Annotated in this window: 24 protein-coding genes; 11 read left to right on the plus strand and 13 right to left on the minus strand. The window is 52.0% G+C overall.

Annotation, left to right across the window (positions count from 1 at the left end; translation table 11 throughout):
• Positions 1-783 precede the first annotated feature (783 nt).
• Both arcB and mtgA read left to right on the plus strand, forming a co-directional pair.
• Entirely contained in the window at positions 784-3,120 is a 2,337-nt protein-coding gene (arcB, locus tag RAC90_RS09720; RefSeq protein WP_033739163.1) for an aerobic respiration two-component sensor histidine kinase ArcB, read from the plus strand.
• 873 nt (positions 3,121-3,993) lie between these two features.
• Positions 3,994-4,713: a monofunctional biosynthetic peptidoglycan transglycosylase gene (mtgA, locus tag RAC90_RS09725; protein WP_033739165.1), complete on the plus strand. Its 720-nt coding sequence runs from the start codon at positions 3,994-3,996 to the stop codon at positions 4,711-4,713.
• Positions 4,714-4,715: 2 nt separating this feature from the next.
• On the opposite strand, the gene npr is transcribed toward mtgA, so the two are convergent.
• From npr to RAC90_RS09780, 11 genes are all read right to left on the minus strand, one after another.
• Complete coding sequence (gene npr, locus RAC90_RS09730) at positions 4,716-4,988, minus strand: PTS phosphocarrier protein NPr (protein WP_006121730.1); 273 nt, start codon at positions 4,986-4,988, stop codon at positions 4,716-4,718.
• Positions 4,985-5,839, minus strand: a complete 855-nt coding sequence (rapZ, locus tag RAC90_RS09735; RefSeq protein WP_006121731.1) for an RNase adapter RapZ — start codon at positions 5,837-5,839, stop codon at positions 4,985-4,987. The genes npr and rapZ overlap by 4 nt, the downstream gene beginning before the upstream one ends.
• 49 nt (positions 5,840-5,888) lie before the next feature.
• The gene (gene ptsN, locus RAC90_RS09740; RefSeq protein ID WP_033739256.1) at positions 5,889-6,368 is read right to left on the minus strand and encodes a PTS IIA-like nitrogen regulatory protein PtsN; all 480 of its coding nucleotides are present in this window, start codon (positions 6,366-6,368) and stop codon (positions 5,889-5,891) included.
• Positions 6,369-6,520: 152 nt separating this feature from the next.
• Positions 6,521-6,808, minus strand: a complete 288-nt coding sequence (gene hpf, locus RAC90_RS09745; RefSeq protein WP_006121733.1) for a ribosome hibernation promoting factor — start codon at positions 6,806-6,808, stop codon at positions 6,521-6,523.
• 18 nt (positions 6,809-6,826) lie between these two features.
• The gene (rpoN, locus tag RAC90_RS09750) at positions 6,827-8,263 is read right to left on the minus strand and encodes an RNA polymerase factor sigma-54 (RefSeq protein WP_033739167.1); all 1,437 of its coding nucleotides are present in this window, start codon (positions 8,261-8,263) and stop codon (positions 6,827-6,829) included.
• A 48-nt stretch (positions 8,264-8,311) separates the two neighbouring features.
• A complete protein-coding gene (gene lptB, locus RAC90_RS09755; protein ID WP_006121735.1) occupies positions 8,312-9,037 on the minus strand; it encodes an LPS export ABC transporter ATP-binding protein in 726 nt (241 codons plus the stop codon).
• 5 nt (positions 9,038-9,042) lie between these two features.
• Positions 9,043-9,597, minus strand: a complete 555-nt coding sequence (lptA, locus tag RAC90_RS09760; RefSeq protein WP_033739170.1) for a lipopolysaccharide ABC transporter substrate-binding protein LptA — start codon at positions 9,595-9,597, stop codon at positions 9,043-9,045.
• A complete protein-coding gene (gene lptC / locus RAC90_RS09765; RefSeq protein ID WP_006121737.1) occupies positions 9,566-10,147 on the minus strand; it encodes an LPS export ABC transporter periplasmic protein LptC in 582 nt (193 codons plus the stop codon). Before lptC ends, lptA begins: the two co-directional genes overlap by 32 nt.
• Positions 10,144-10,710 (minus strand): 3-deoxy-manno-octulosonate-8-phosphatase KdsC, encoded by a 567-nt coding sequence (kdsC, locus tag RAC90_RS09770; protein WP_054634603.1) that lies wholly within the window; start codon positions 10,708-10,710, stop codon positions 10,144-10,146. Before kdsC ends, lptC begins: the two co-directional genes overlap by 4 nt.
• 13 nt (positions 10,711-10,723) lie before the next feature.
• A complete protein-coding gene (gene kdsD, locus RAC90_RS09775; RefSeq protein ID WP_006121739.1) occupies positions 10,724-11,710 on the minus strand; it encodes an arabinose-5-phosphate isomerase KdsD in 987 nt (328 codons plus the stop codon).
• 16 nt (positions 11,711-11,726) lie between these two features.
• Positions 11,727-12,707, minus strand: coding sequence for a calcium/sodium antiporter (locus tag RAC90_RS09780; RefSeq protein ID WP_006121740.1), 981 nt, complete (start codon positions 12,705-12,707; stop codon positions 11,727-11,729).
• Between the two features lie 212 nt (positions 12,708-12,919).
• Here RAC90_RS09780 and mlaF point away from each other — a divergent pair, with 212 nt between their 5' ends.
• The 7 genes from mlaF to murA all read left to right on the plus strand — a co-directional run bounded on the left by mlaF (position 12,920) and on the right by murA (position 17,725).
• Entirely contained in the window at positions 12,920-13,735 is an 816-nt protein-coding gene (gene mlaF, locus RAC90_RS09785; protein ID WP_006121741.1) for a phospholipid ABC transporter ATP-binding protein MlaF, read from the plus strand.
• Positions 13,736-13,739: 4 nt separating this feature from the next.
• Complete coding sequence (gene mlaE / locus RAC90_RS09790; RefSeq protein WP_006121742.1) at positions 13,740-14,522, plus strand: lipid asymmetry maintenance ABC transporter permease subunit MlaE; 783 nt, start codon at positions 13,740-13,742, stop codon at positions 14,520-14,522.
• 4 nt (positions 14,523-14,526) lie between these two features.
• Positions 14,527-15,078, plus strand: coding sequence for an outer membrane lipid asymmetry maintenance protein MlaD (mlaD, locus tag RAC90_RS09795; protein WP_006121743.1), 552 nt, complete (start codon positions 14,527-14,529; stop codon positions 15,076-15,078).
• Positions 15,079-15,093: 15 nt separating this feature from the next.
• Positions 15,094-15,726, plus strand: a complete 633-nt coding sequence (mlaC, locus tag RAC90_RS09800) for a phospholipid-binding protein MlaC (protein ID WP_006121744.1) — start codon at positions 15,094-15,096, stop codon at positions 15,724-15,726.
• Entirely contained in the window at positions 15,726-16,022 is a 297-nt protein-coding gene (gene mlaB, locus RAC90_RS09805; protein ID WP_006121745.1) for a lipid asymmetry maintenance protein MlaB, read from the plus strand. Before mlaC ends, mlaB begins: the two co-directional genes overlap by 1 nt.
• A 122-nt stretch (positions 16,023-16,144) precedes the next feature.
• A complete protein-coding gene (gene ibaG / locus RAC90_RS09810; RefSeq protein ID WP_006121746.1) occupies positions 16,145-16,402 on the plus strand; it encodes a BolA family iron metabolism protein IbaG in 258 nt (85 codons plus the stop codon).
• Positions 16,403-16,465: 63 nt separating this feature from the next.
• Positions 16,466-17,725, plus strand: coding sequence for a UDP-N-acetylglucosamine 1-carboxyvinyltransferase (gene murA, locus RAC90_RS09815; protein WP_006121747.1), 1,260 nt, complete (start codon positions 16,466-16,468; stop codon positions 17,723-17,725).
• Between the two features lie 73 nt (positions 17,726-17,798).
• Here murA and RAC90_RS09820 read toward each other — a convergent pair whose 3' ends face one another.
• Together RAC90_RS09820 and ispB are read right to left on the minus strand one after the other, a co-directional pair.
• Positions 17,799-18,080 (minus strand): helix-turn-helix transcriptional regulator, encoded by a 282-nt coding sequence (locus RAC90_RS09820; RefSeq protein ID WP_006121748.1) that lies wholly within the window; start codon positions 18,078-18,080, stop codon positions 17,799-17,801.
• Between the two features lie 221 nt (positions 18,081-18,301).
• A complete protein-coding gene (gene ispB / locus RAC90_RS09825) occupies positions 18,302-19,273 on the minus strand; it encodes an octaprenyl diphosphate synthase (RefSeq protein WP_006121749.1) in 972 nt (323 codons plus the stop codon).
• Positions 19,274-19,528: 255 nt separating this feature from the next.
• On the opposite strand from ispB, the gene rplU reads away from it, so the two are divergent.
• Together rplU and rpmA are read left to right on the plus strand one after the other, a co-directional pair.
• Positions 19,529-19,840 carry a 50S ribosomal protein L21 gene (gene rplU / locus RAC90_RS09830; protein WP_006121750.1) on the plus strand — a complete coding sequence of 104 codons (312 nt, stop codon included), beginning with the start codon at positions 19,529-19,531 and terminating at the stop codon, positions 19,838-19,840.
• A gap of 15 nt (positions 19,841-19,855) precedes the next feature.
• A complete protein-coding gene (gene rpmA / locus RAC90_RS09835) occupies positions 19,856-20,113 on the plus strand; it encodes a 50S ribosomal protein L27 (protein ID WP_006121751.1) in 258 nt (85 codons plus the stop codon).
• The last annotated feature ends 220 nt before the right edge of the window (positions 20,114-20,333 follow it).

A 20,333-nucleotide genomic window follows, 5' to 3' on the forward strand; every position in this document is an offset into this window, starting at 1 on the left:
GCGCGATTTCGTTTTACGCACTTTTCATCGGCAGGAGGATAAGTCCGTGGATGTGTAGCGCGTGGTGTTTCCGTTCTCGAAAGGAGATGACTCAAACCATGCGGGCGTCATGTTGCATAGATATGCCGTGACGCTTGCCCATCATGAAAGCTTTCAGCGGAATTCCAACTTATCGGGAAAGCGAATCAAGGTCAAATAGCGAGCCTGACACAGTTTAATCACGTCTTTATGTCGATAACCAAATGAATTTATTATGCTTTTGTGTCTAAATTGTGTCAGTTTTTCATTAAGCGGTAGAGAGGGAAATGTGAACTCTATCACTGTGCCAGTGGCGTGAAATCGCTGAAGTATGCTGGCGACAGGGTACTAAACAGCATCAAATGCTGCTACAGGCAGTGGAAGCGCAGGATGTATCTGTTTTTCTTATAGCAGCAAATTTGAATCAATAAAGGGCATGTGATTAGTAAAATTAATCAGGTCGCGCTGCTTAAAACTTCGAATAATGTGAATGGCTATGCATGAAAAACAGGGCGTCGTGACAATAAAGCCTTGTCAGACGGAAAAGAAGAGGTTGGATACGCGCGCCTGTTTAGCAGACGGCCCTACAGATTCATTGAGTTAGCACAATTAGTCAAGGGTTTTAGCAATAATGGGGCAAACGTCGGCGAAGCAACGGCGTTTTGCACCATATAAGTGCATGACGGTCGCGATCTCGCCGGATGCACTAAGACGACGGTGACGTAAATACGCTATCATGTGGCTGTTCTCACCCAGGGAGTGTTTATGAAACAGATTCGCCTGCTGGCGCAATATTATGTTGATTTAATGGTCAAGCTTGGCCTGATCCGTTTTTCGCTGCTGCTGGCGTCTGCACTGGTCGTGCTGGCCATGATTGTGCAGATGGCGGTGACCATGGTACTGCGTGGTCATGTCGAAAGTATTGATATGGTGCGATCGGTCTTTTTCGGTCTGTTGATCACGCCCTGGGCGGTTTATTTTCTTTCCGTGGTGGTCGATCAGCTGGAAGAGTCACGCCAGCGTCTTGCCAGGCTGGTGGATAAGCTGGAAGAAATGCGTACGCGCGATCTTGAGTTGAATCAGCAGATGAAAGAGACCATTTCCCGACTCAATCAGGAAATTGCCGATCGTAAAAAAGCGGAGCAGGCACGTGAGCAGGTCATGGCTAAGCTACGCGAAGAGGTGGCGCGGCGCGAGCAGGCGCAAATAGAGCTGGAACAACAGTCGTCTTTCCTGCGCTCTTTTCTGGATGCATCGCCAGATCTGGTCTTTTATCGCAATATCGACAAGCAGTTCTCAGGCTGTAACCGCGCCATGGAGCTGCTGACCGGTAAAAGTGAAAAACAGCTTATCGGGCTCACGCCACATGATATTTATGACAATGACACGGCGACTAAAGTGTTGGAAACCGATGAAAAAGTCTTTCGTCATAACGTCTCGCTCACCTATGAGCAGTGGCTGCAGTATCCCGATGGGCGGAAAGCCTGTTTTGAAATTCGTAAAGTGCCTTATTATGACCGGGTCGGTAAGCGCAGCGGCCTGATGGGCTTTGGCCGCGATATAACCGAACGTAAACGCTATCAGGACGCGCTGGAGAACGCGAGCCGGGAAAAGACCACCTTTATCTCTACGATCAGCCACGAGCTTCGTACGCCGCTTAACGGCATTGTCGGTCTGAGCCGCATTTTGCTGGATACCGATCTGAATCAGGAGCAGCTCAAGTACCTGAAAACCATCCATGTCTCTGCCATCACCCTGGGCAATATCTTTAACGACGTCATCGAAGTGGACAAAATCGAGCGACGCAAGGTACAGCTGGACAACCAGCCGCTGGATTTCACCAGTTTCCTGGCCGATCTGGAGAATCTCTCTGGCTTGCTGGCGCAGCCAAAAGGCCTGAAGTTTGTCATGGCCCCGCAGTTACCGCTGCCCCATAAAATCTCAACGGATGGTACACGACTACGGCAGATCCTGTGGAACCTGATCGGCAATGCCGTGAAGTTTACTCAGCAGGGTGAAATCATCGTGCGTATTGCCTATGAACAGGATGAAACGCTGCGCTTTGAGGTACAGGATTCCGGGCAGGGCATTCGCGAGGAAGAGCAGGACAAAATTTTTGCCATGTATTATCAGGTTACCGATCAGCATGGCGGCAAACCGGCAACCGGAACCGGTATCGGCCTGGCGGTCTCCCGCCGTCTGGCGCAGGCGATGGGCGGGGATATCAGCGTCAGTAGTGCACCGGGCCAGGGCTCCTGTTTTACCGTGGTGATTAAAGCGCCGCGTATTGCCGAGGAAGTGGAAGATGAAGGCGTTGACGATACGCTGCCGCTTCCGGCCCTGCACGTGCTGTTGGTGGAAGACATTGAGCTGAACGTCATTGTGGCACGCTCGGTTCTGGAAAAACTGGGATGCAGCGTTGACGTTGCCATGACGGGGCAAGCAGCGCTTGAGATGTTTGACCCGCTGGAGTTCGATTTGGTGCTACTGGATATTCAGTTACCGGATATGACCGGCATGGACGTGTCGCGTGCCATTCGTCAACGGTATCCTGATGCGCATTTGCCGCCGCTGGTTGCCTTAACCGCCAACGTATTGAAAGATAAAAAAGAGTATTTTGATGCGGGCATGGACGATGTGCTCAGTAAACCGCTTGCCGTACCTGCGTTAACGGCCATCATCAAAAAGTTTTGGGATGACCAACCCGGAAACGATGATCAGGCCGTTATGACGCCGGGCAGTCGTCAGTCCGATACCTTGCTGGACATTCCAATGCTTGAACAGTATCTGGAACTGGTGGGACCCGGTCTGATTACGCAAAGCCTGACCATCTTCGAACAGATGATGCCGGGCTACCTGGAGGTACTGGACTCCAACCTGATGGCACGCGACGAAAAAGGCATTGCTGAAGAGGGCCACAAAATCAAAGGTGCCGCAGGGTCCGTTGGCTTACAGCATCTTCAACAGATCGCGAAACAAATTCAAAGCCCAGAATTACCGGCCTGGTGGGATAACGTGGGCGAATGGGTGGAAGAGCTGAAGCGTGAATGGCGGCACGATGTGCAGATATTGCGCGAGTGGGTGGCTGAGAAACAGCGGTGATCCAAAAAAAATGACCCCAGCCGAGGCCGGGGTGCGCTAATACTGCGCCAACACCAGGGAAAAAGTCGCTGCTGCTATGCTTAGTGTTTTTCAAGGCAACAACGGGTATTGGTTAACACATGCAACACCTTATCAAATTCGAATTAGCTTGTGACAAGATTCATTAAAATTTGTGATGTTGAACAGCGTTTAAATACAGGAAACATTAATTTGCCAACATAGTCAAGAAAGGAATCAATTTTACCGTTACATTGGTTGTTTTTTGAACAAAAGTTCTGTTTTTTGTACGGGTTTAACCCAAATTTGTTAACAAAGCCTGTGTTAAGCCTCTTAACACAAATGATTCGTCACTGATGCGAACTAAATTGGCTATAAGCTTATGATAATAAAGAATAATGAAAGGATCGGGTCAGGAAGGTCCAAAACGTTTCGGAAAACGTCATCCGCCCTGGCGCTTAAAAGGTTTTACCAATAGAAAAGTTTGTAATGTTTGGGGAAATGTATTAATAAAAAAACATGTATTGCGGTGAAGAAATGCCATAAGTACGTTAATGCCTGCCGCATTGCTGCAGCCTGTGTTCAGACGCGCCCGAAATAAAATATAAGTTTTATGAAACATTGATGGCTGCAATTATCACGAATTAGTCTCATCGCCCTACAAGGAATGGTGTGAGACTTCGCAAATGGAACCGATTCCTTTTTAAGGGAACTTATTGAACTCATTCATACTATTGTTGCATCGCAGATGCATTTTCTTTGCCATATCATAAAGGTGACAGGTCCGGACGGCGAATTTTTCAGGAATGCTTTTTATCATCAGGGGTGATTACACCTGAAATTAATTAAAAAACGACATAATGATGAGACGATTGTATGAGTAAGCATAAAGGGAAGCTTTGGCAGGGTGTAAAGCGCATTGTGCTGCGCATTCTGCTGATTTGGGCAGGGCTGTGGCTGGCAGGTATTTTACTTTTTTCCTTTCTCCCGGTGCCTTTCTCTGCCGTGATGGCTGAACGCCAGATCGGTGCCTGGCTGCGTGGCGATTTCAGCTATGTCTCACATTCGGATTGGGTGGGGACACAGGCGATGTCGCCCTGGATAAGGCTGGCCGTTATCGCGTCGGAAGATCAAAACTTTCCTCACCACTGGGGCTTTGATGTGGCAGCCATTCAGTCTGTACTGGACAGCGATGATAACCGGATGCGCGGTGCGTCAACGCTGTCACAGCAAACGGCTAAAAATCTGTTTTTGTGGGATGGACGTAGCTGGATGCGTAAAGGACTGGAAGCGGGTCTGACGGTCGGCCTGGAAACCGTTTGGACTAAACGCCGGATCTTAACGGTTTACCTGAATATCGCGGAGTTTGGTAAAGGGACCTTTGGTGTTGAGGCAGCGTCCCGGCGTTTTTTCAACAAGCCTGCCAGTCGCTTAACCATGTCAGAAGCGGCGTTACTGGCGGCCGTTTTACCTAACCCGCTGCGCTTTCGTGCCGACGCGCCATCAGGCTATGTGCGCCAGCGCCAGCAATGGATACTCCGACAGATGCGCCAACTGGGAGGAGAGGGCTTCCTGCAGCGCAATCATCTGGACTGATGTTACTCTTCGTCGAAGCCGGCTTCGAAGAGTTCAATGACGGCGGCCAGCGCGTCAGTTTCCTGGGGGCCGCTGGCTTCGATCTCAATATGGCCGCCCTTGGCGGAATCCAGCATCAGCAACGCGATAACGCTGCTGGCTTCGGCTTCTGTGCCGGCCTCGTTGCGTAACAGCACTTCGGCATCGAAACTTTGCACCAGTTCAAACAGCTTCATGGCGGGGCGTGCATGCATGCCCAGCTTGTTTCTGATTTCCACGGTTTGCTTGACGGTCATGATTTACGTTTTTCCAGTGTGCGATGACGGGACTGTACATTTTTACCCCGTGAGCGGAAATAATCAGCGAGCTGTTCTGCAATATACACCGAGCGGTGTTTGCCACCGGTGCAACCAATCGCCACGGTGAGATAGCTGCGGTTGTTCGTTTCCAGCATGGGCAGCCAGAGTTCCAGATAACTGCGTGTCTGATAAATGAAGTTATGGACTTCGGTATGACGATCCAGAAAAGCCGCGACGGGACGATCCAGCCCCGTCATCGGGCGCAGTTTGGGATCCCAGTGTGGATTGGGCAGGAAACGCACGTCAAAGACGTAGTCCGCATCAATGGGAATACCATGTTTGAAGCCAAACGACTCAAACACCATAGTCAGCTCCCGCTCGCGTTTACCCAGTAAGCGGGTACGCAACATCTCAGCCAGTTCATGCACCGACATCTCTGACGTATCAATGATCAAATCGGCCCGCGAGCGCAGCGGCTCGAGCAGGTCACTCTCTTCATCAATCGCGCTTTCCAGCGACAGATTTTTGCTGGACAGGGGATGGAGGCGACGCGTATCACTGTAACGGCGGATCAGCGTATTGCGGTCGGCATCAAGAAACAGCAACTGGGGCGAGAATCCGGAAGGCAGATTATTGAGCGCGGTTTCAAAAATTTCAGGCGACTCAGGCATGTTACGCACATCGATACTCACCGCCGCAGAGATATTGCGCTCAACCAGTGATTCTGCCAGCTGAGGCAACAACACGACCGGCAGGTTATCCACGCAGTAAAAACCCATGTCTTCCAGCGCGCGCAGCGCCACTGATTTTCCTGAGCCTGACCGACCGCTGACGATCATCAGCACCATGACCTTCTCTCCCGTTTTAAAGCCGGCTCACGCCGGTAAATCACGCGCTTTATTGCTCTGTTTGTTCTTCGGTAATGATGGCATACAGCTCTTCATCGCTCTGCGCAGCACGCAGACGGCGGCAAACCGTTTTATCCGCCAGCCGTTTGGCGACTAACGACAGTGTATGTAAGTGAGTTTTACACTGGTCAGCGGGCACGAGGAGCGCAAAAAGGAGATCGACAGGCTGATTATCCACGGCATCAAATGCGATGGGTTGCTCAAGGCTGATAAAGACACCGACGGCACGTAACGTATCCTCCTCCAGCTTGCCATGCGGGATGGCAATACCGTTGCCAATACCGGTACTTCCCATGCGCTCGCGGGTCAGTATCGCTTCAAACAGCGTTTGATGCGGCAGGTTGAGCTGCTTAGCGGCCAGTTCACTGATAATTTCCAGCGCCCGTTTTTTGCTTTGGCAGTGTACGCTGCTGCGGGTGCAGTCTGGCGAAAGCACTGTGCTCAGTTCCAGTGTTAAATCATTGTTCATTTTCGTTTCACTTGCGAGTTCACTTAGCCAGTAAACCGGTACGCGGTAATCACGTAGCGGAATCATGGCGCTGGCACAGATGACAAAACGGGGCGGTTAATCCGCCCCATCCTTTCAGCTCTGCGCGCCCGGCGCGCCTGCCAGCGTGAAGGTTAGTGTTTTTTTAACTTGTCTTTATATTTGGTCAGTTGACGGGCCAGCTTGTCAATCAGTCCGTCAATTGCCGCATACATATCTTCCGCTTCCGATGTGGCGTGCAGCTCGCCCCCGTTAACGTGCAATGTGGCATCAGCAACCTGTGTCACCTTCTCAACGTTCAGGACAACATATACCTGGTTGATATGATCAAAGTAGTGTTCCAGTTTGGCAAATTTCGCCGTGACGAATTCACGCAGTGGCTCGGTGATTTCAACATTTTGCCCGGTAAGGTTCAGCTGCATAGGTCTTCCTTCTCTCTGTTAAACCAACTGCTTACGTTGGTTTGAAGGCGGTATGGACAAAGACTCTCGATATTTTGCAACGGTACGACGTGCCACTATGATCCCTTGATCAGATAACATGGAGGTCAGTTTACTGTCACTCAAGGGCTTAGCGGGATTTTCCGCCGAGATTAATTTTTTTACCAGTGCCCGTATCGCAGTAGATGAGGCTTCGCCTCCTCCTTCAGTATTAACATGACTGGAGAAAAAATACTTCAGTTCAAAAATGCCACGCGGGCTGTGAAGATATTTTTGCGTGGTGACGCGGGAAATCGTGGATTCATGCATATCCACCGCCTGGGCAATATCGGCCAGCACCATCGGACGCATAAACTCTTCGCCCTGCTCAAAAAAGGCCTGTTGCTGTTCAACAATGCAGCGTGAGACTTTTAACAGTGTCTCATTGCGACTTTCCAGACTTTTGATCAGCCAGCGCGCCTCCTGCAAATTACTGCGGATAAACTGACTGTCACTGTCATTACGCGCAGCACCGCCCATGGCGGCATAGTGCTGATTGATTTTAAGCCGCGGCAGACTGTCGGTATTAAGTTCCACCGTCCAGCGCGTCGCAACTTTACGGACCAGCACATCAGGAATAACGTATTCAGGTTCGCCAGTATTGATCGACTGGCCCGGACGTGGATCGAGCGACTGAATCAGCAGCATTGCCTCTTTCAGTACGTCTTCCTTTAAACGCGTGACGCGCATCAGGCTGCGGAAATCATGGTTAGCCAGCAGATCAAGATGATGGCTGACGATCAGGCGGGCTTCAGAGAGCGTTGGCGTTTCAGGCGCATACTGCGACAACTGTACCAGCAGGCAATCACGCAAATCACGTGCACCTACGCCGATCGGATCAAAATGTTGAATGCGCTTTAAAACGGCCTCAACTTCGTCCATTTCCAGCTCATCGTCGCCGATACTGTCGAGAATGTCTTCAAGCGAAACGGTAAGATAACCCGTATCGTCAATGGCATCGACGATAGACGTCGCGATCGCCCGATCGGTATCGCTAAACGGCGTCAGCTCAACCTGCCACATCAGATAATCTTGCAGCGACTGGGTGGTTTCGCCCTGGTAGATGGGCAGTTCATCATCCTGATAGTCCGTACCGGTTCCTGATGGCGTTCCCGCGGTATAGATTTCATCCCAGGTCGCATCGAGCGGCAACTCTTCGGGCATATCCTTTTGTTCCAGCGCTTCACGCGTATCAAGTCCCGCTTCGCCTTCCTGATACTCTTTTGCGTCTATTTCTTCATGCTGTTCAGTCTGTTCAAGCAGGGGATTACTTTCCAGGGCCAGCTGTAGCTCTTGCTGAAGTTCAAGCGTAGAAAGCTGCAACAGACGTATCGCCTGTTGCAGTTGTGGGGTCATCGCCAGTTGCTGGCTGAGCCGGAGTTGTAAACCTTGCTTCATAGACAGGATGAATATTCCCGGGTAACCATCAGTATTAACGACACCTTATCAGAGTCTGAACTCTTCACCCAAATAAACACGTTTAACCTGCTCATCTGCAAGGACTTCATTCGGCGTACCGTGAGCAATCAGGTTGCCCTGGCTGACAATATAGGCCCGTTCACAGACCGCCAGCGTTTCACGCACGTTGTGGTCAGTGATTAACACGCCAAGCCCACTGTCGCGCAGATGTTCAATAATCTTTTTGATATCAATAACGGAAATCGGGTCAACACCGGCAAAAGGCTCATCCAGCAGAATGAATTTGGGATTTGCGGCCAGCGCACGGGCAATTTCCACACGGCGACGTTCACCGCCCGACAGTGACTGTCCCATATTGTCGCGCAGATGTGCAATATGGAACTCATCCATGAGCTCATTCGCCCGATCCTGTCGCTGTTCTTCGGTTAAATCATCACGAATTTGCAGCACGGCCATCAGGTTGTCGTAAACGCTCAGACGCCGGAAGATTGACGCTTCCTGGGGCAGGTAGCCGATACCGCGACGCGCACGCGCGTGGAGCGGCAGAATACTGATGTCTTCATCGTCGATGACAATGCGGCCCGCATCGCGCGGAACAATCCCGACCACCATATAGAAGGTGGTGGTTTTACCGGCACCGTTTGGGCCGAGCAGGCCGACGATTTCACCGGATTTTACCTGCAGACTGACGTCTTCAACCACGCGACGGCCTTTGTACGCCTTCGCCAGGTTCTCTGCGATTAATGTGGCCATAGTGATCAGTTACTCTTTTTTTCGCTATTGGTTGACGCGGGCTTGTCCTGCAACTGCGACGGCACCAGAACTGTGGTTACGCGCTTGCTCTGGCCCTGGCTGTAAGCCTGCATTTTTTGCTCTTTGACCAGGTAAGTAATGCGGTCGCCTTTAATATTGCTGTCCAACTGCTCAATGTACGCATTGCCCGTCAGCTCAACAAAGTCATTAGCAAGCTCGTAATGCAGTTTGGACGCGTGTCCCTGTACCGGTTTACCGTTGTCCTGCATCTGATAGAAGGTCGCCGGATTGCCGTAAGCATCAACGATAGTTTTTTTGCTGTCGCCGCCCGGACGGGTCACCACGACTTTATCTGCCGTAATCTTGATCGACCCTTGAGTTACGACCACATTACCGGTAAAGGTCGCGACGTTGCCTTGCAGATCCAGCGACTGATTTTCAGAGTCGATATTAACGGGTTTGTCCGAGTCACCGGTCAGCGCCAGCGCCGGCAGGCTGGCTGCAAGCAGCAGGCTGGCCAGTAAAAACTTAATGCTGTTTTTGTTCATTTTGAATTTCATAAGAGGTTTTGACCTTTTCGAGTAACTCGGCTTGCTTTGTCCGTAAATTTCCACGCATTTTCATGCCGGTAGAGTTAAAACTGCGGCCATATAACGTCACCTGATCGTCCGAGGCGACGTCCTGAGTGACAAGATTGACCTGAGCGTTATCCGTTTTGATGCGCTCCAGTTCAGAATCTGGCGCCAGCGCATTCAGCTCAACATGACCATATAAATACAGCATACGATCTTTAGTGAGCTTTGCTTTATCTGAACGTACCGTCCAGGTCGGCATTTTATTCTCGTCGTAGGTTGTCATGACCGGATTATCAAACCAGCTGGTTCCCGTATTTTCGAAATACGTAACTTTGTCCGAGATCAGCTTATAAGCCAGGCCACCCTGAGGGTTGTAAACTACGGTATGCGAATTGGCACTGGTGTAGGTTGGCGTTTGATCATTATTCATTACCGGTGCGCCATCGTCGCTGTCCCGGTTAGTGAAATTCCAGCCAATGAGCACCAGCGCAATCAAGGCCAGCCCCAACGTTATCCAACGCCTGCTTTTACTCATACTGATTGCCCTTTGGCATCCTCAAATTTATTTTGCGCCATCAAAATGAGATCGCACAGTTCACGCACTGCGCCGCGCCCACCGGCGATACGTGTGACGTAACGCGCTCGCGCTAACAGCAGCGGGTGCGCGTCGGCCACCGCTACGCTGAGCCCTACTTTTGCCATAACTGGCCAGTCGATCAGATCGTCACCAATATAAGCCACCTGCTCGTCAGAGAGCGACAGTGTATCCAGAAGTTCGCGATAGGCCAAAAGCTTATCTGATTGCCCCTGATAAAGATGGCGAATCCCCAGCGTTTTGCAGCGGTCTTCCAGTAACCGGGCCGTGCGGCCGGTAATAATAGCCACTTCAATGTCCGAGGTCAGCAGGCAACGAATGCCGTAACCGTCACGCACATTAAAGGTTTTCAGTTCTTCTCCACTGTTACCCATGTAGATCAGGCCATCAGACATCACGCCGTCCACATCGCAAATCAGCAGGCGAATGTGCCCGGCACGGGCCATAATGTCGGCACTGACCGGGCCGTAACATGTTTCTATAGTGGCAATCTCAGACTGCATTGTGTCTTCCTGTTTACACTACGCCTGCGCGCAGCATGTCATGCATATGTACCACACCCAGCAGATGGTCGTCATCGGCTACCAGCAGGGAGGTAATGTTTTTGGTTTGCATTAAATTCAGCGCATCGACGGCCAGCACGTTCGGACGCACGCGGATGCCGCCACGCGTCATGACTTCTGCAATGGTCGCTTTTTGAAAATCGATGCCCATGTCAAAGATGCGGCGCAGGTCACCATCGGTAAAAACGCCTTCAATCTTCATCAAATCGTCAACAATCACGGTCAGGCCCAGATTTTTACGGGTTATCTCCAGCAACGCATCCCGCAATGATGCATCCCGCGTGACGTGCGGTAACTCATCACCGCTGTGCATGATGTCGCTCACGTGCAGCAGCAGTTTACGGCCCAGCGCACCGCCCGGATGCGACAGCGCGAAATCTTCAGGCGTGAAGCCGCGTGCCTCCAGCAGGGAGACCGCCAGTGCATCGCCCATCACCAGAGCTGCGGTGGTACTGGTTGTAGGGGCCAGGCCCATTGGACAGGCTTCCTGCGGCACCTTGACGCAAAGATGAATATCGGCGGCCCGGGCCATGGCGCTTTCAGGTCGACTGGTCAGGCAGATCAGTTTAATCTGCTGGCGTTTCACCACCGGAATCAGCGCCAGAATCTCGCTGGATTCACCGCTATTGGAAATGGCAAGCACCACGTCGTCTTTACCCACCATTCCCAGGTCGCCGTGGCTGGCTTCCGCTGGATGCACAAAGAAAGCCGGCGTGCCGGTGCTGGCAAAGGTCGCCGCCATTTTTTTACCAATATGACCTGACTTGCCCATGCCCATAACCACCACTTTGCCCTTACAGGCATAAATCATGGCGCAGGCGTCGGAAAAGGCCTCGTTGATATACTGGTCAAGCTGCTCAAGGCCTTCGCGCTCAATGCGCAGAACCGTTTTACCGGCTCGCTGAAAATCAAACTCTACCGTTGGTTGCTGATGTGACATGGCAAATCTGTCCTTTTTAGCCGCCCATAAACGCTGGCTGTAGCCACAGCAACGTTACCCAGACGAAGAAACCACAGAGTAAAAGCGTCCCCGCCGTACGGCCAATGCGGCGGTGGCGCAACAGACAAAGCATGGCGAACAGTACGCTTACGCCAAGCATTATCCAGTAATCGCGTGCAAAAGCGTGATAATCGACGCTGCCGGGGTGAATCAGTGCCGGCAGGCCCAACACGATAGCGAGGTTATAAATATTGGCCCCAATCAGGTTACCTATCGCAATATCATCTTCGCCTTTCAACGCACCGGCGATGACCGTGGCCAGCTCCGGCAGACTGGTGCCGACGGCGATAAGCGTCAGCCCCATAACCAGTTCACTCACGCCAAAGTAGTCGGCAAAGACCGTCGCATTATCAATCACCATGTGTGTCGACATGGGCAGGATAATCAGGGCGACAGCCAGCCAGAGAAAGGCCACGGTGTTACCCGTCTCTTCGCGTGGCAGCTCAGCCAGTTGTTCACGCGTCAGCGTATCGTTATTGTCATTTTCTGCTTTACGCGCGATGCGAATAGTCACAATCAGATAAATCGCGGCGATGGCAATCAGGGCGATACCGTCCAGTCGACTAAGATAGTTATCAAACAGCGTAATACCGCTCAGTAATGAGACCAGCACCATCAGCGGCAGTTCACGGCGAATTAAGTTGGAATGGATGCTGAGCGGATGCAACAGCGCCGCGCCGCCGAGAATCAAAAGTATATTGGTGATGTTCGAACCAAGCGCGGTGCCCACCGCCAGATCCATTTGGCCATACTGCGCAGCGGAGAAGGAAAGGATGATCTCCGGAAGCGAGGTACCGATACTGACGACGGTCATGCCGATGATTAACGGCGGGATCCCGAACGATCGGCAAAGTATTGCAGCACTAAACACCAGACGATCGGCACCATAAGCCAGTAAAAGCAGTCCGATAATCAGCAGTGCGGTTGCGACGAACATGAAAAATCCTTGCTTAAAACCCCTGTTGGCTTGCCTTCAGGTTCGATGTGACAAAACAGGCGCTGATTTTGACCGTCCGAGCGACAAAAGTAAATTTTATGACCGTTTTCGCCAAATCTTTGCATTAAGTTTCTGTAAAGCTATCGTGCGTTTAGCCTTAACAGGCTACCATCGTACCCTATGTTTACGCCCGATCCGTAATAGAGGTGATAATGATCCAACAAAAAACGAACCTGGTTGAGGTTCGTGGCGTGAGTTTCTCACGTGGCGATCGCAAAATTTTCGACGATATTTCCCTTACGGTACCCAAAGGCAAAGTGACGGCGATCATGGGGCCGTCAGGGATCGGGAAAACAACGCTGCTGCGCTTGATTGGCGGGCAACTTCAGCCTGACAGCGGCGAGATCTGGTTCCGGGACGAGAACATTCCGACATTGTCGCGCACCCGATTGTATGAAGCGCGTAAAAAGATGAGCATGCTGTTTCAGTCCGGTGCACTTTTTACCGATTTAACCGTCTACGAAAATGTGGCCTGGCCGCTTCGTGAACACACACGGTTGCCGGCGGCGCTTCTGCACAGCACCGTCATGATGAAGCTGGAAGCCGTGGGGTTACGGGGTGCCGCGCAGTTGAAACCTGCGGAGCTTTCGGGCGGAATGGCGCGCAGGGTGGCCCTGGCTCGGGCTATTGCTCTGGAGCCTGAGTTAATTATGTTCGATGAGCCCTTTGTAGGTCAGGATCCTATTACGATGGGCGTACTGGTTAAACTGATTGATGAGCTTAACCATGCACTGGGACTGACATGCATTGTGGTGTCGCATGACGTGCCTGAAGTGTTAAGTATTGCCGATTATGCTTATATCGTGGCGGGACAAAAAATTATCGCGCACGGGACCACGCCCGATTTGCGTGCCAACAATGACCCACGCGTGCGCCAGTTTATCGACGGCATCGCGGACGGGCCCGTACCGTTTCGTTTTCCGGCGGGCGATTATTTGGCCGATTTAACCGGGTCAGGGAGAAGCTAAACTGATGTTGTTAAAAGCACTGGCGTCATTAGGACGTCGGGGGATTGGAACCTGCGCCAGCTTTGGGCGTGCCGGATTGATGCTTTTTCATGCGCTGGTCGGTAAACCCGCGTTTCGCAAACACTTCCCGCTGTTAGTCAAACAACTCTACAGCATTGGCGTCCTTTCTTTGGTGATCATTGTGGTCTCCGGGTTATTTATCGGCATGGTGCTGGGGTTGCAGGGCTATCTGGTATTAAACACCTATGGTGCAGAAACCAGCCTGGGCATGTTGGTGGCACTGTCATTGCTACGTGAACTGGGGCCGGTTGTCACAGCCCTACTGTTTGCAGGTCGGGCAGGTTCGGCGTTAACGGCTGAGATTGGGCTGATGAAGGCCACGGAACAGCTGTCCAGCATGGAGATGATGGCGGTCGATCCTCTGCGCCGTGTTGTCTCACCACGTTTTTGGGCAGGTTTTATCAGCATGCCGCTGCTGGCACTCATCTTCACCGCCGTAGGGATTACCGGCGGCGCGCTGGTGGGCGTGAGCTGGAAAGGTATTGACCCTGGCTTCTTCTGGTCGGCGATGCAAAATGCCGTCGATTTTCGTAGCGATGTGGTTAACTGCATTATTAAAAGCGCCGTTTTTGCCGTCACGGTTACCTGGATCGCGCTGTTTAATGGTTACGATGCGATTCCGACCTCTGAAGGTATTAGTCGCGCCACGACGCGCACCGTGGTGCATGCATCACTGGCGGTCCTCGGTTTAGATTTTGTGCTGACAGCACTGATGTTTGGGAATTGATGCGATGCAAAGCAAAAAAAGCGAAATTTGGGTTGGCGTTTTTATGATCATGGCACTGTTAGCGGTGCTGTTCCTTTGCCTGCGCGTGGCGGATCTTAAATCGCTGGGAACAGAACCTACCTGGAAGCTGTATGCCACCTTCGATAATATCGGCGGCCTGAAAGTCAGTTCGCCTGTTAAAATTGGTGGTGTCGTGATTGGTCGGGTGACAGATATTTCACTTGAACCGAAAACATTACTGCCACGCGTCACGATGGATATCAGCGACAAGTATGCCAACCAGATTCCGGACACCAGTTCGCTGGCCATCCGTACTCAGGGCTTGCTGGGCGAGCAGTTCCTGTCGTTAAACGTTGGCTTTGACGATCCTGAGCTGGGCTCGGCGATGTTAAACGATGGTGGCACGATACGTGATACCAAGTCGGCGATGGTACTGGAGGACCTGATAGGCCAGTTCCTGTATAAAAGCGGCGACAACAAAGGTAACAAGCAAACCGGTGACAGTAAGGATGCGCAGGGTGGCGATACTGCCGCTCCCGCAGCCGCTCAACCTTAACAGAGGGATAACATGATGTTTAAACGTTTTCTGATGATTGCCATGCTGGCGATCGCGCCATTGGCGGCGACAGCAGCCGATCAAAGCAATCCTTATACGTTGATGAATGAAGCGGCTAATAAAACTTTTACCCGCCTGAAAAGCGAGCAGGCGAAAATCAAGCAGGATCCCAACTACCTGCGTGATATCGTCCGCCAGGAGCTGCTGCCTTATGTGCAGATTAAATATGCGGGGGCGTTAGTCCTGGGCCGTTTCTATCGGGAAGCCACACCGGCACAGCGCGAAGCCTATTTTAAGGCTTTTGGTGATTATCTGGCTCAGGCCTATGGCCAGGCGTTAGCGCTTTATCACGGTCAGACTTACCAGATTGAACCTGCGAAACCGCTGGGCAACGCCAATATTGTCGCCATCCGTGTGACGATCATCGATCCTCAGGGCCGTCCGCCAGTGCGCCTGGATTTCCAGTGGCGTAAAAACAGCCAGACCGGTAACTGGCAGGCGTTCGATATGATCGCAGAAGGGGTCAGCATGATCACCACGAAACAAAATGAGTGGGGCGATCTGTTACGTACGAAAGGGATTGATGCATTGACTGCGCAACTTGAAGCGTCAGCGAAACAGCCAATCACACTGGATCAAAACAAATAATGCAGCCCTCACTGCACTGGAGCCGCGAGGCGAACACGCTACGGCTGGAAGGTGAGCTGGATCGTGACACGCTGCTGGATCTCTGGGAGCAGCGTGAAACGTTGATTAGCGGGGCGACGCTGATCGACGTTTCAGCTCTGGAACGGGTGGATACCTCAGGCCTGGCGCTGTTGGTCCACCTGCGGGAAATCGTCTCGCAGCAGGGCGGCGCGCTGCAGTTTGTTGGAATCGGTGACAAACTGCAGTCGTTGATCACCCTTTACAACCTGCAACAAATTATTGTTTCTGCGGATTAAAGCGCCTGTATTCGCCTTCTGAGCCTTAGCCCCGGTCGCCGACAGGGGCTTTTGCGTATTTAAGAATCAGGCACTTTCCTCTACTATGTCAGCCTTATTATTATTAAGTGAAGTTAAGAGCAATGGAAAACAGTGAAATTCAGGCTGTGCTGATGGCAGCACTGCCTTTAGAAGAAGTTCATGTCATGAGCAACGATGGCAGCCATTTCCAGGTGATCGCCGTGGGCGAACTGTTTGGTGAGTTAAGCCGCGTTAAGAAACAGCAGGCTGTTTATGCGCCGCTGATGGAATTCATTGCGGATAACCGCATTCATGCGGTATCCATCAAAACCTACACGCCTGCAGAGTGGGCGCGTGACCGTAAACTGAACGGTTTCTGATCCCCGCGAGGGCTGCGCCACCTGCGCGACCGTTTAATAGCCAGTTAATTGAGAACCGTGTTAATGGATAAATTTCGTGTGCAAGGCCCCACCCGTTTAAGTGGTGAAGTCACCATTTCCGGGGCGAAGAACGCCGCACTGCCAATTCTGTTTGCAGCTTTACTGGCCGAAGAGCCGGTTGAGATTACGAATGTGCCGAAGCTGCGTGACATCGACACCACTATGAAGCTGTTAACCCAGTTAGGTGCGAAGGTTGAGCGCAACGGTTCTGTTCACGTCGATGCCAGCGGCGTAGACGTTTTTTGTGCACCCTATGACCTTGTGAAAACCATGCGTGCCTCTATTTGGGCGCTTGGTCCGTTAGTGGCCCGTTTCGGTCAGGGCGAAGTCTCACTGCCCGGCGGTTGCGCCATCGGTGCGCGCCCGGTAGACCTGCATATCTCGGGTCTTGAGCAGTTGGGTGCCGAGATTAAGCTGGAAGAAGGCTATGTAAAAGCCTCAGTTAACGGTCGCCTGAAAGGGGCGCTGATCGTGATGGATAAAGTCAGCGTAGGCGCGACGGTGACCATTATGAGTGCTGCGACGCTGGCAACCGGGACCACGGTGATTGAGAACGCGGCGCGTGAACCTGAAATCGTGGATACCGCCAATTTCCTTAATACGCTGGGTGCAAAAATTTCGGGCGCAGGCACGGATAAAATCACCATTGAAGGCGTTGAGCGTCTGGGCGGTGGGGTTTATCGCGTCCTGCCAGACCGTATTGAGACCGGCACCTTCCTGGTGGCGGCTGCTATTTCGGGGGGGAAAGTGCTGTGCCGCAATGCGCAGCCTGACACCCTGGACGCAGTGCTGGCGAAACTGCGTGATGCCGGTGCAGACATTGAAACCGGTGAAGACTGGATCAGCCTGGATATGCACGGTAAGCGCCCTAAAGCGGTCAACGTGCGTACCGCTCCTCATCCGGGGTTCCCGACCGATATGCAGGCGCAGTTCACCCTGCTGAATTTGGTCGCGGAAGGCACGGGGCTAATCACCGAAACCATTTTTGAAAACCGTTTTATGCACATCCCTGAACTGATTCGTATGGGTGCTCACGCAGAAATTGAGAGCAATACCGCAATCTGTCACGGTGTGGAAACCTTGTCGGGCGCGCAGGTGATGGCGACGGATCTCCGTGCATCGGCAAGCCTGGTGCTGGCAGGGTGTATTGCGGAAGGCACAACGCTGGTCGATCGCATTTACCACATCGATCGGGGTTACGAGCATATCGAAGATAAGCTAAAAGCGATGGGCGCAAACATCGAGCGCGTCAGCGGCGAATAGTGTTTCGGACAGGCCTGTAAAAAACCAGCCTGGCATACGGGCTGGTTTTTTTTCGTCTGGCACTAACCCGATGTTAGTTTTTGGTCGTCTGATCGGACGATCGCACACGTTTTTTTCGATCCAGTAGGCTGTTCGTTTCAGGATCGTAATAGCGGCTTGGCCATATCTCTGATGGGTGGACATTGATCGCATCAGCAATCAGCCATTCCCCTTTTGGCCATGGCCGTGAAAGGGCGTTAGCCAGTGTTGATGAGCTTAATCCTGCCTGGCGGGACAATGCCGCCAGCGTTGTACCACGTTTGCGCAGTGCGGCAATAATATCGGCAGGATGCCAGTCCTCTGTCCTTTTTTGCATTACTGTTTTCTCCTTGTCAGTGCGAAGCGCGCGGGGGGATTCTGACGTGCTTTAAAATACATCTGGAAACTTATGGTGGTTTATATCAGAAAGTTTCCATAAGGTTCCAGTAATATTTCCGTAAGCAGACAGAACTGCGCGGCCTGACGCAAAAGGGTGGTAATGACTGCAACAGCGGCGGGGGAAAGAAAGAAGACGAGGCCGTCAGGCCCCGTCAGCGATTAGAAATCGCGTTGAACCGACATGTGAGCCAGAGATTCCAGCGCTGTGCGCCATGGGGTTTCAGGCAGGATTTGTAATGCCGCGATGGCCTTATCCGCTTCCTGCTCAGCACGCTTGCGCGTCCATTCCAGAGAGCCGCACTGGTTCATCGCTTCCAGAACGGGAGCCAGTAAATGGCGGCCGTTCCCCTGTTCAATCGCCTCACGGATCATTTTAGCCTGTTCAGGCGATCCGTTGTTCATGGCATGAAGCAGAGGCAGCGTGGGTTTACCTTCGCTGAGATCGTCACCGGTATTTTTGCCCAGGGTTTCACCATCGGCACTGTAGTCCAGTAAATCATCGATTAACTGGAAAGCCGTTCCCAAATAACGTCCGTAATCCTGCAGCGCTTTTTCCTGCGCTGGCGTCGCTTCCGCCAGAATCGCCGAGGCCTGAGAGGCGGCTTCAAATAAGCGCGCGGTTTTGCTGTATATCACCCGCATATAGCTCTCTTCGGTGATGTCGGGATCGTTGACGTTCATCAGCTGGAGCACTTCTCCTTCAGCGATCACGTTCACCGCCTCGGACATCAGCGCCAGAATGCGCAACGAGCCCATGCTGGTCATCATCTGGAAAGCGCGGGTATAAATAAAATCACCGACCAGTACGCTGGCCGCGTTACCAAATGCGGCGTTCGCGGTGGCTTTTCCACGGCGCATATCGGATTCATCCACGACATCGTCATGCAACAGCGTGGCGGTGTGGATAAATTCGATTAGCGCCGCGTTGGTCACGTGTAAATCGCCCTGGTAACCCATGGCGCGAGCAGACAGCACGGCAATCATGGGCCGGATGCGTTTACCGCCGCCACTGATGATGTAATAACCCAACTGGTTGATGAGCGAGACATCTGAATTCAGCTGGTCGAGTATGGTCTGGTTAACGGCAGCCATGTCCTGTGCGGTTAATTCGTTAATCTGTTCTAAGTTCATTCGTCTTTTCAGCTATGACTCGTTTCTCTGCCATGGTAAGCGGTTTTACCCAGCCAGCGTTCAGTAATCTGTTACTGATTGTACTTGAATTTTCAGGTTGAGAAACGTTTGCATTGAGCCTGTGTTTTTTTTCTGCAAGAGTGTGCAAAGTGCTCTTGTCTTCTGTTTGAGTTTTGCGTAGAATTCGCGCCCTATTGTGAATATTTAGCGCGCCGCCTGATGAACTAAAAGGCAAGCGCAGAAGCGGAGTTTTATATGTACGCGGTTTTCCAAAGTGGTGGTAAACAACACCGAGTAAGCGAAGGTCAGACCGTTCGCCTGGAAAAGCTGGACATCGCAACCGGTGAAACCATCGAGTTTGACCAGGTTCTGATGATTGCAAATGGCGAAGACGTGAAAATCGGCGCGCCACTGGTTTCAGGCGGTGTGATCAAGGCAGAAGTTGTTGCTCATGGTCGTGGCGAGAAAGTTAAAATCGTTAAGTTTCGTCGTCGTAAGCACTACCGTAAGCAAGCTGGCCATCGCCAGTGGTTCACTGATGTGAAAATCACTGGTATCACGGCGTAAGAGGAGATCTGACAAATGGCACATAAAAAGGCTGGTGGTTCGACTCGAAATGGTCGTGACTCCAATGCAAAACGTCTGGGTGTAAAACGTTTCGGTGGTGAATCTGTTCTGGCAGGTAGCATCATCGTTCGCCAGCGTGGTACCAAATTCCATGCCGGTAACAACGTAGGTTGTGGTCGTGACCACACTCTGTTTGCTACCGCAGACGGCAAAGTAAAATTCGAAGTTAAAGGTCCGAACAACCGTAAATACATCAGCATCGTTGCTGAGTAAGGTTGTCGTGACGCAGACGGTTACCGTCTGAACGCACGAATTGAAGGCCCCGCAACTCTTGCGGGGCTTTTTACATTCTGCGACCTGTCGCCAGACAGGCGACATAGCCTGGCTGCGTGTTGTACACTTTATGTACATGCTGGCGAGAGCCAGTTTTGATTTATCCGCCGCTGGTCAGCGCAGAACGACCCTGGCGGACCCGTTTGCAGCCTGTTGCAGA

Source organism: Pantoea sp. CS_6 (genome assembly GCF_041954745.1).
GTDB classification, from domain to species: Bacteria; Pseudomonadota; Gammaproteobacteria; order Enterobacterales; family Enterobacteriaceae; genus Pantoea; species Pantoea stewartii.

Coding starts and splice junctions, on each gene's coding strand:
- arcB (WP_033739163.1), top strand. CDS start 784: ATGAAACAGATTCGCCTGCTGGCGCAATATTATGTTGATTTAATGGTC.
- mtgA (WP_033739165.1), top strand. CDS start 3,994: ATGAGTAAGCATAAAGGGAAGCTTTGGCAGGGTGTAAAGCGCATTGTG.
- npr (WP_006121730.1), bottom strand. CDS start 4,988: ATGACCGTCAAGCAAACCGTGGAAATCAGAAACAAGCTGGGCATGCAT.
- rapZ (WP_006121731.1), bottom strand. CDS start 5,839: ATGGTGCTGATGATCGTCAGCGGTCGGTCAGGCTCAGGAAAATCAGTG.
- ptsN (WP_033739256.1), bottom strand. CDS start 6,368: ATGAACAATGATTTAACACTGGAACTGAGCACAGTGCTTTCGCCAGAC.
- hpf (WP_006121733.1), bottom strand. CDS start 6,808: ATGCAGCTGAACCTTACCGGGCAAAATGTTGAAATCACCGAGCCACTG.
- rpoN (WP_033739167.1), bottom strand. CDS start 8,263: ATGAAGCAAGGTTTACAACTCCGGCTCAGCCAGCAACTGGCGATGACC.
- lptB (WP_006121735.1), bottom strand. CDS start 9,037: ATGGCCACATTAATCGCAGAGAACCTGGCGAAGGCGTACAAAGGCCGT.
- lptA (WP_033739170.1), bottom strand. CDS start 9,597: ATGAAATTCAAAATGAACAAAAACAGCATTAAGTTTTTACTGGCCAGC.
- lptC (WP_006121737.1), bottom strand. CDS start 10,147: ATGAGTAAAAGCAGGCGTTGGATAACGTTGGGGCTGGCCTTGATTGCG.
- kdsC (WP_054634603.1), bottom strand. CDS start 10,710: ATGCAGTCTGAGATTGCCACTATAGAAACATGTTACGGCCCGGTCAGT.
- kdsD (WP_006121739.1), bottom strand. CDS start 11,710: ATGTCACATCAGCAACCAACGGTAGAGTTTGATTTTCAGCGAGCCGGT.
- RAC90_RS09780 (WP_006121740.1), bottom strand. CDS start 12,707: ATGTTCGTCGCAACCGCACTGCTGATTATCGGACTGCTTTTACTGGCT.
- mlaF (WP_006121741.1), top strand. CDS start 12,920: ATGATCCAACAAAAAACGAACCTGGTTGAGGTTCGTGGCGTGAGTTTC.
- mlaE (WP_006121742.1), top strand. CDS start 13,740: ATGTTGTTAAAAGCACTGGCGTCATTAGGACGTCGGGGGATTGGAACC.
- mlaD (WP_006121743.1), top strand. CDS start 14,527: ATGCAAAGCAAAAAAAGCGAAATTTGGGTTGGCGTTTTTATGATCATG.
- mlaC (WP_006121744.1), top strand. CDS start 15,094: ATGTTTAAACGTTTTCTGATGATTGCCATGCTGGCGATCGCGCCATTG.
- mlaB (WP_006121745.1), top strand. CDS start 15,726: ATGCAGCCCTCACTGCACTGGAGCCGCGAGGCGAACACGCTACGGCTG.
- ibaG (WP_006121746.1), top strand. CDS start 16,145: ATGGAAAACAGTGAAATTCAGGCTGTGCTGATGGCAGCACTGCCTTTA.
- murA (WP_006121747.1), top strand. CDS start 16,466: ATGGATAAATTTCGTGTGCAAGGCCCCACCCGTTTAAGTGGTGAAGTC.
- RAC90_RS09820 (WP_006121748.1), bottom strand. CDS start 18,080: ATGCAAAAAAGGACAGAGGACTGGCATCCTGCCGATATTATTGCCGCA.
- ispB (WP_006121749.1), bottom strand. CDS start 19,273: ATGAACTTAGAACAGATTAACGAATTAACCGCACAGGACATGGCTGCC.
- rplU (WP_006121750.1), top strand. CDS start 19,529: ATGTACGCGGTTTTCCAAAGTGGTGGTAAACAACACCGAGTAAGCGAA.
- rpmA (WP_006121751.1), top strand. CDS start 19,856: ATGGCACATAAAAAGGCTGGTGGTTCGACTCGAAATGGTCGTGACTCC.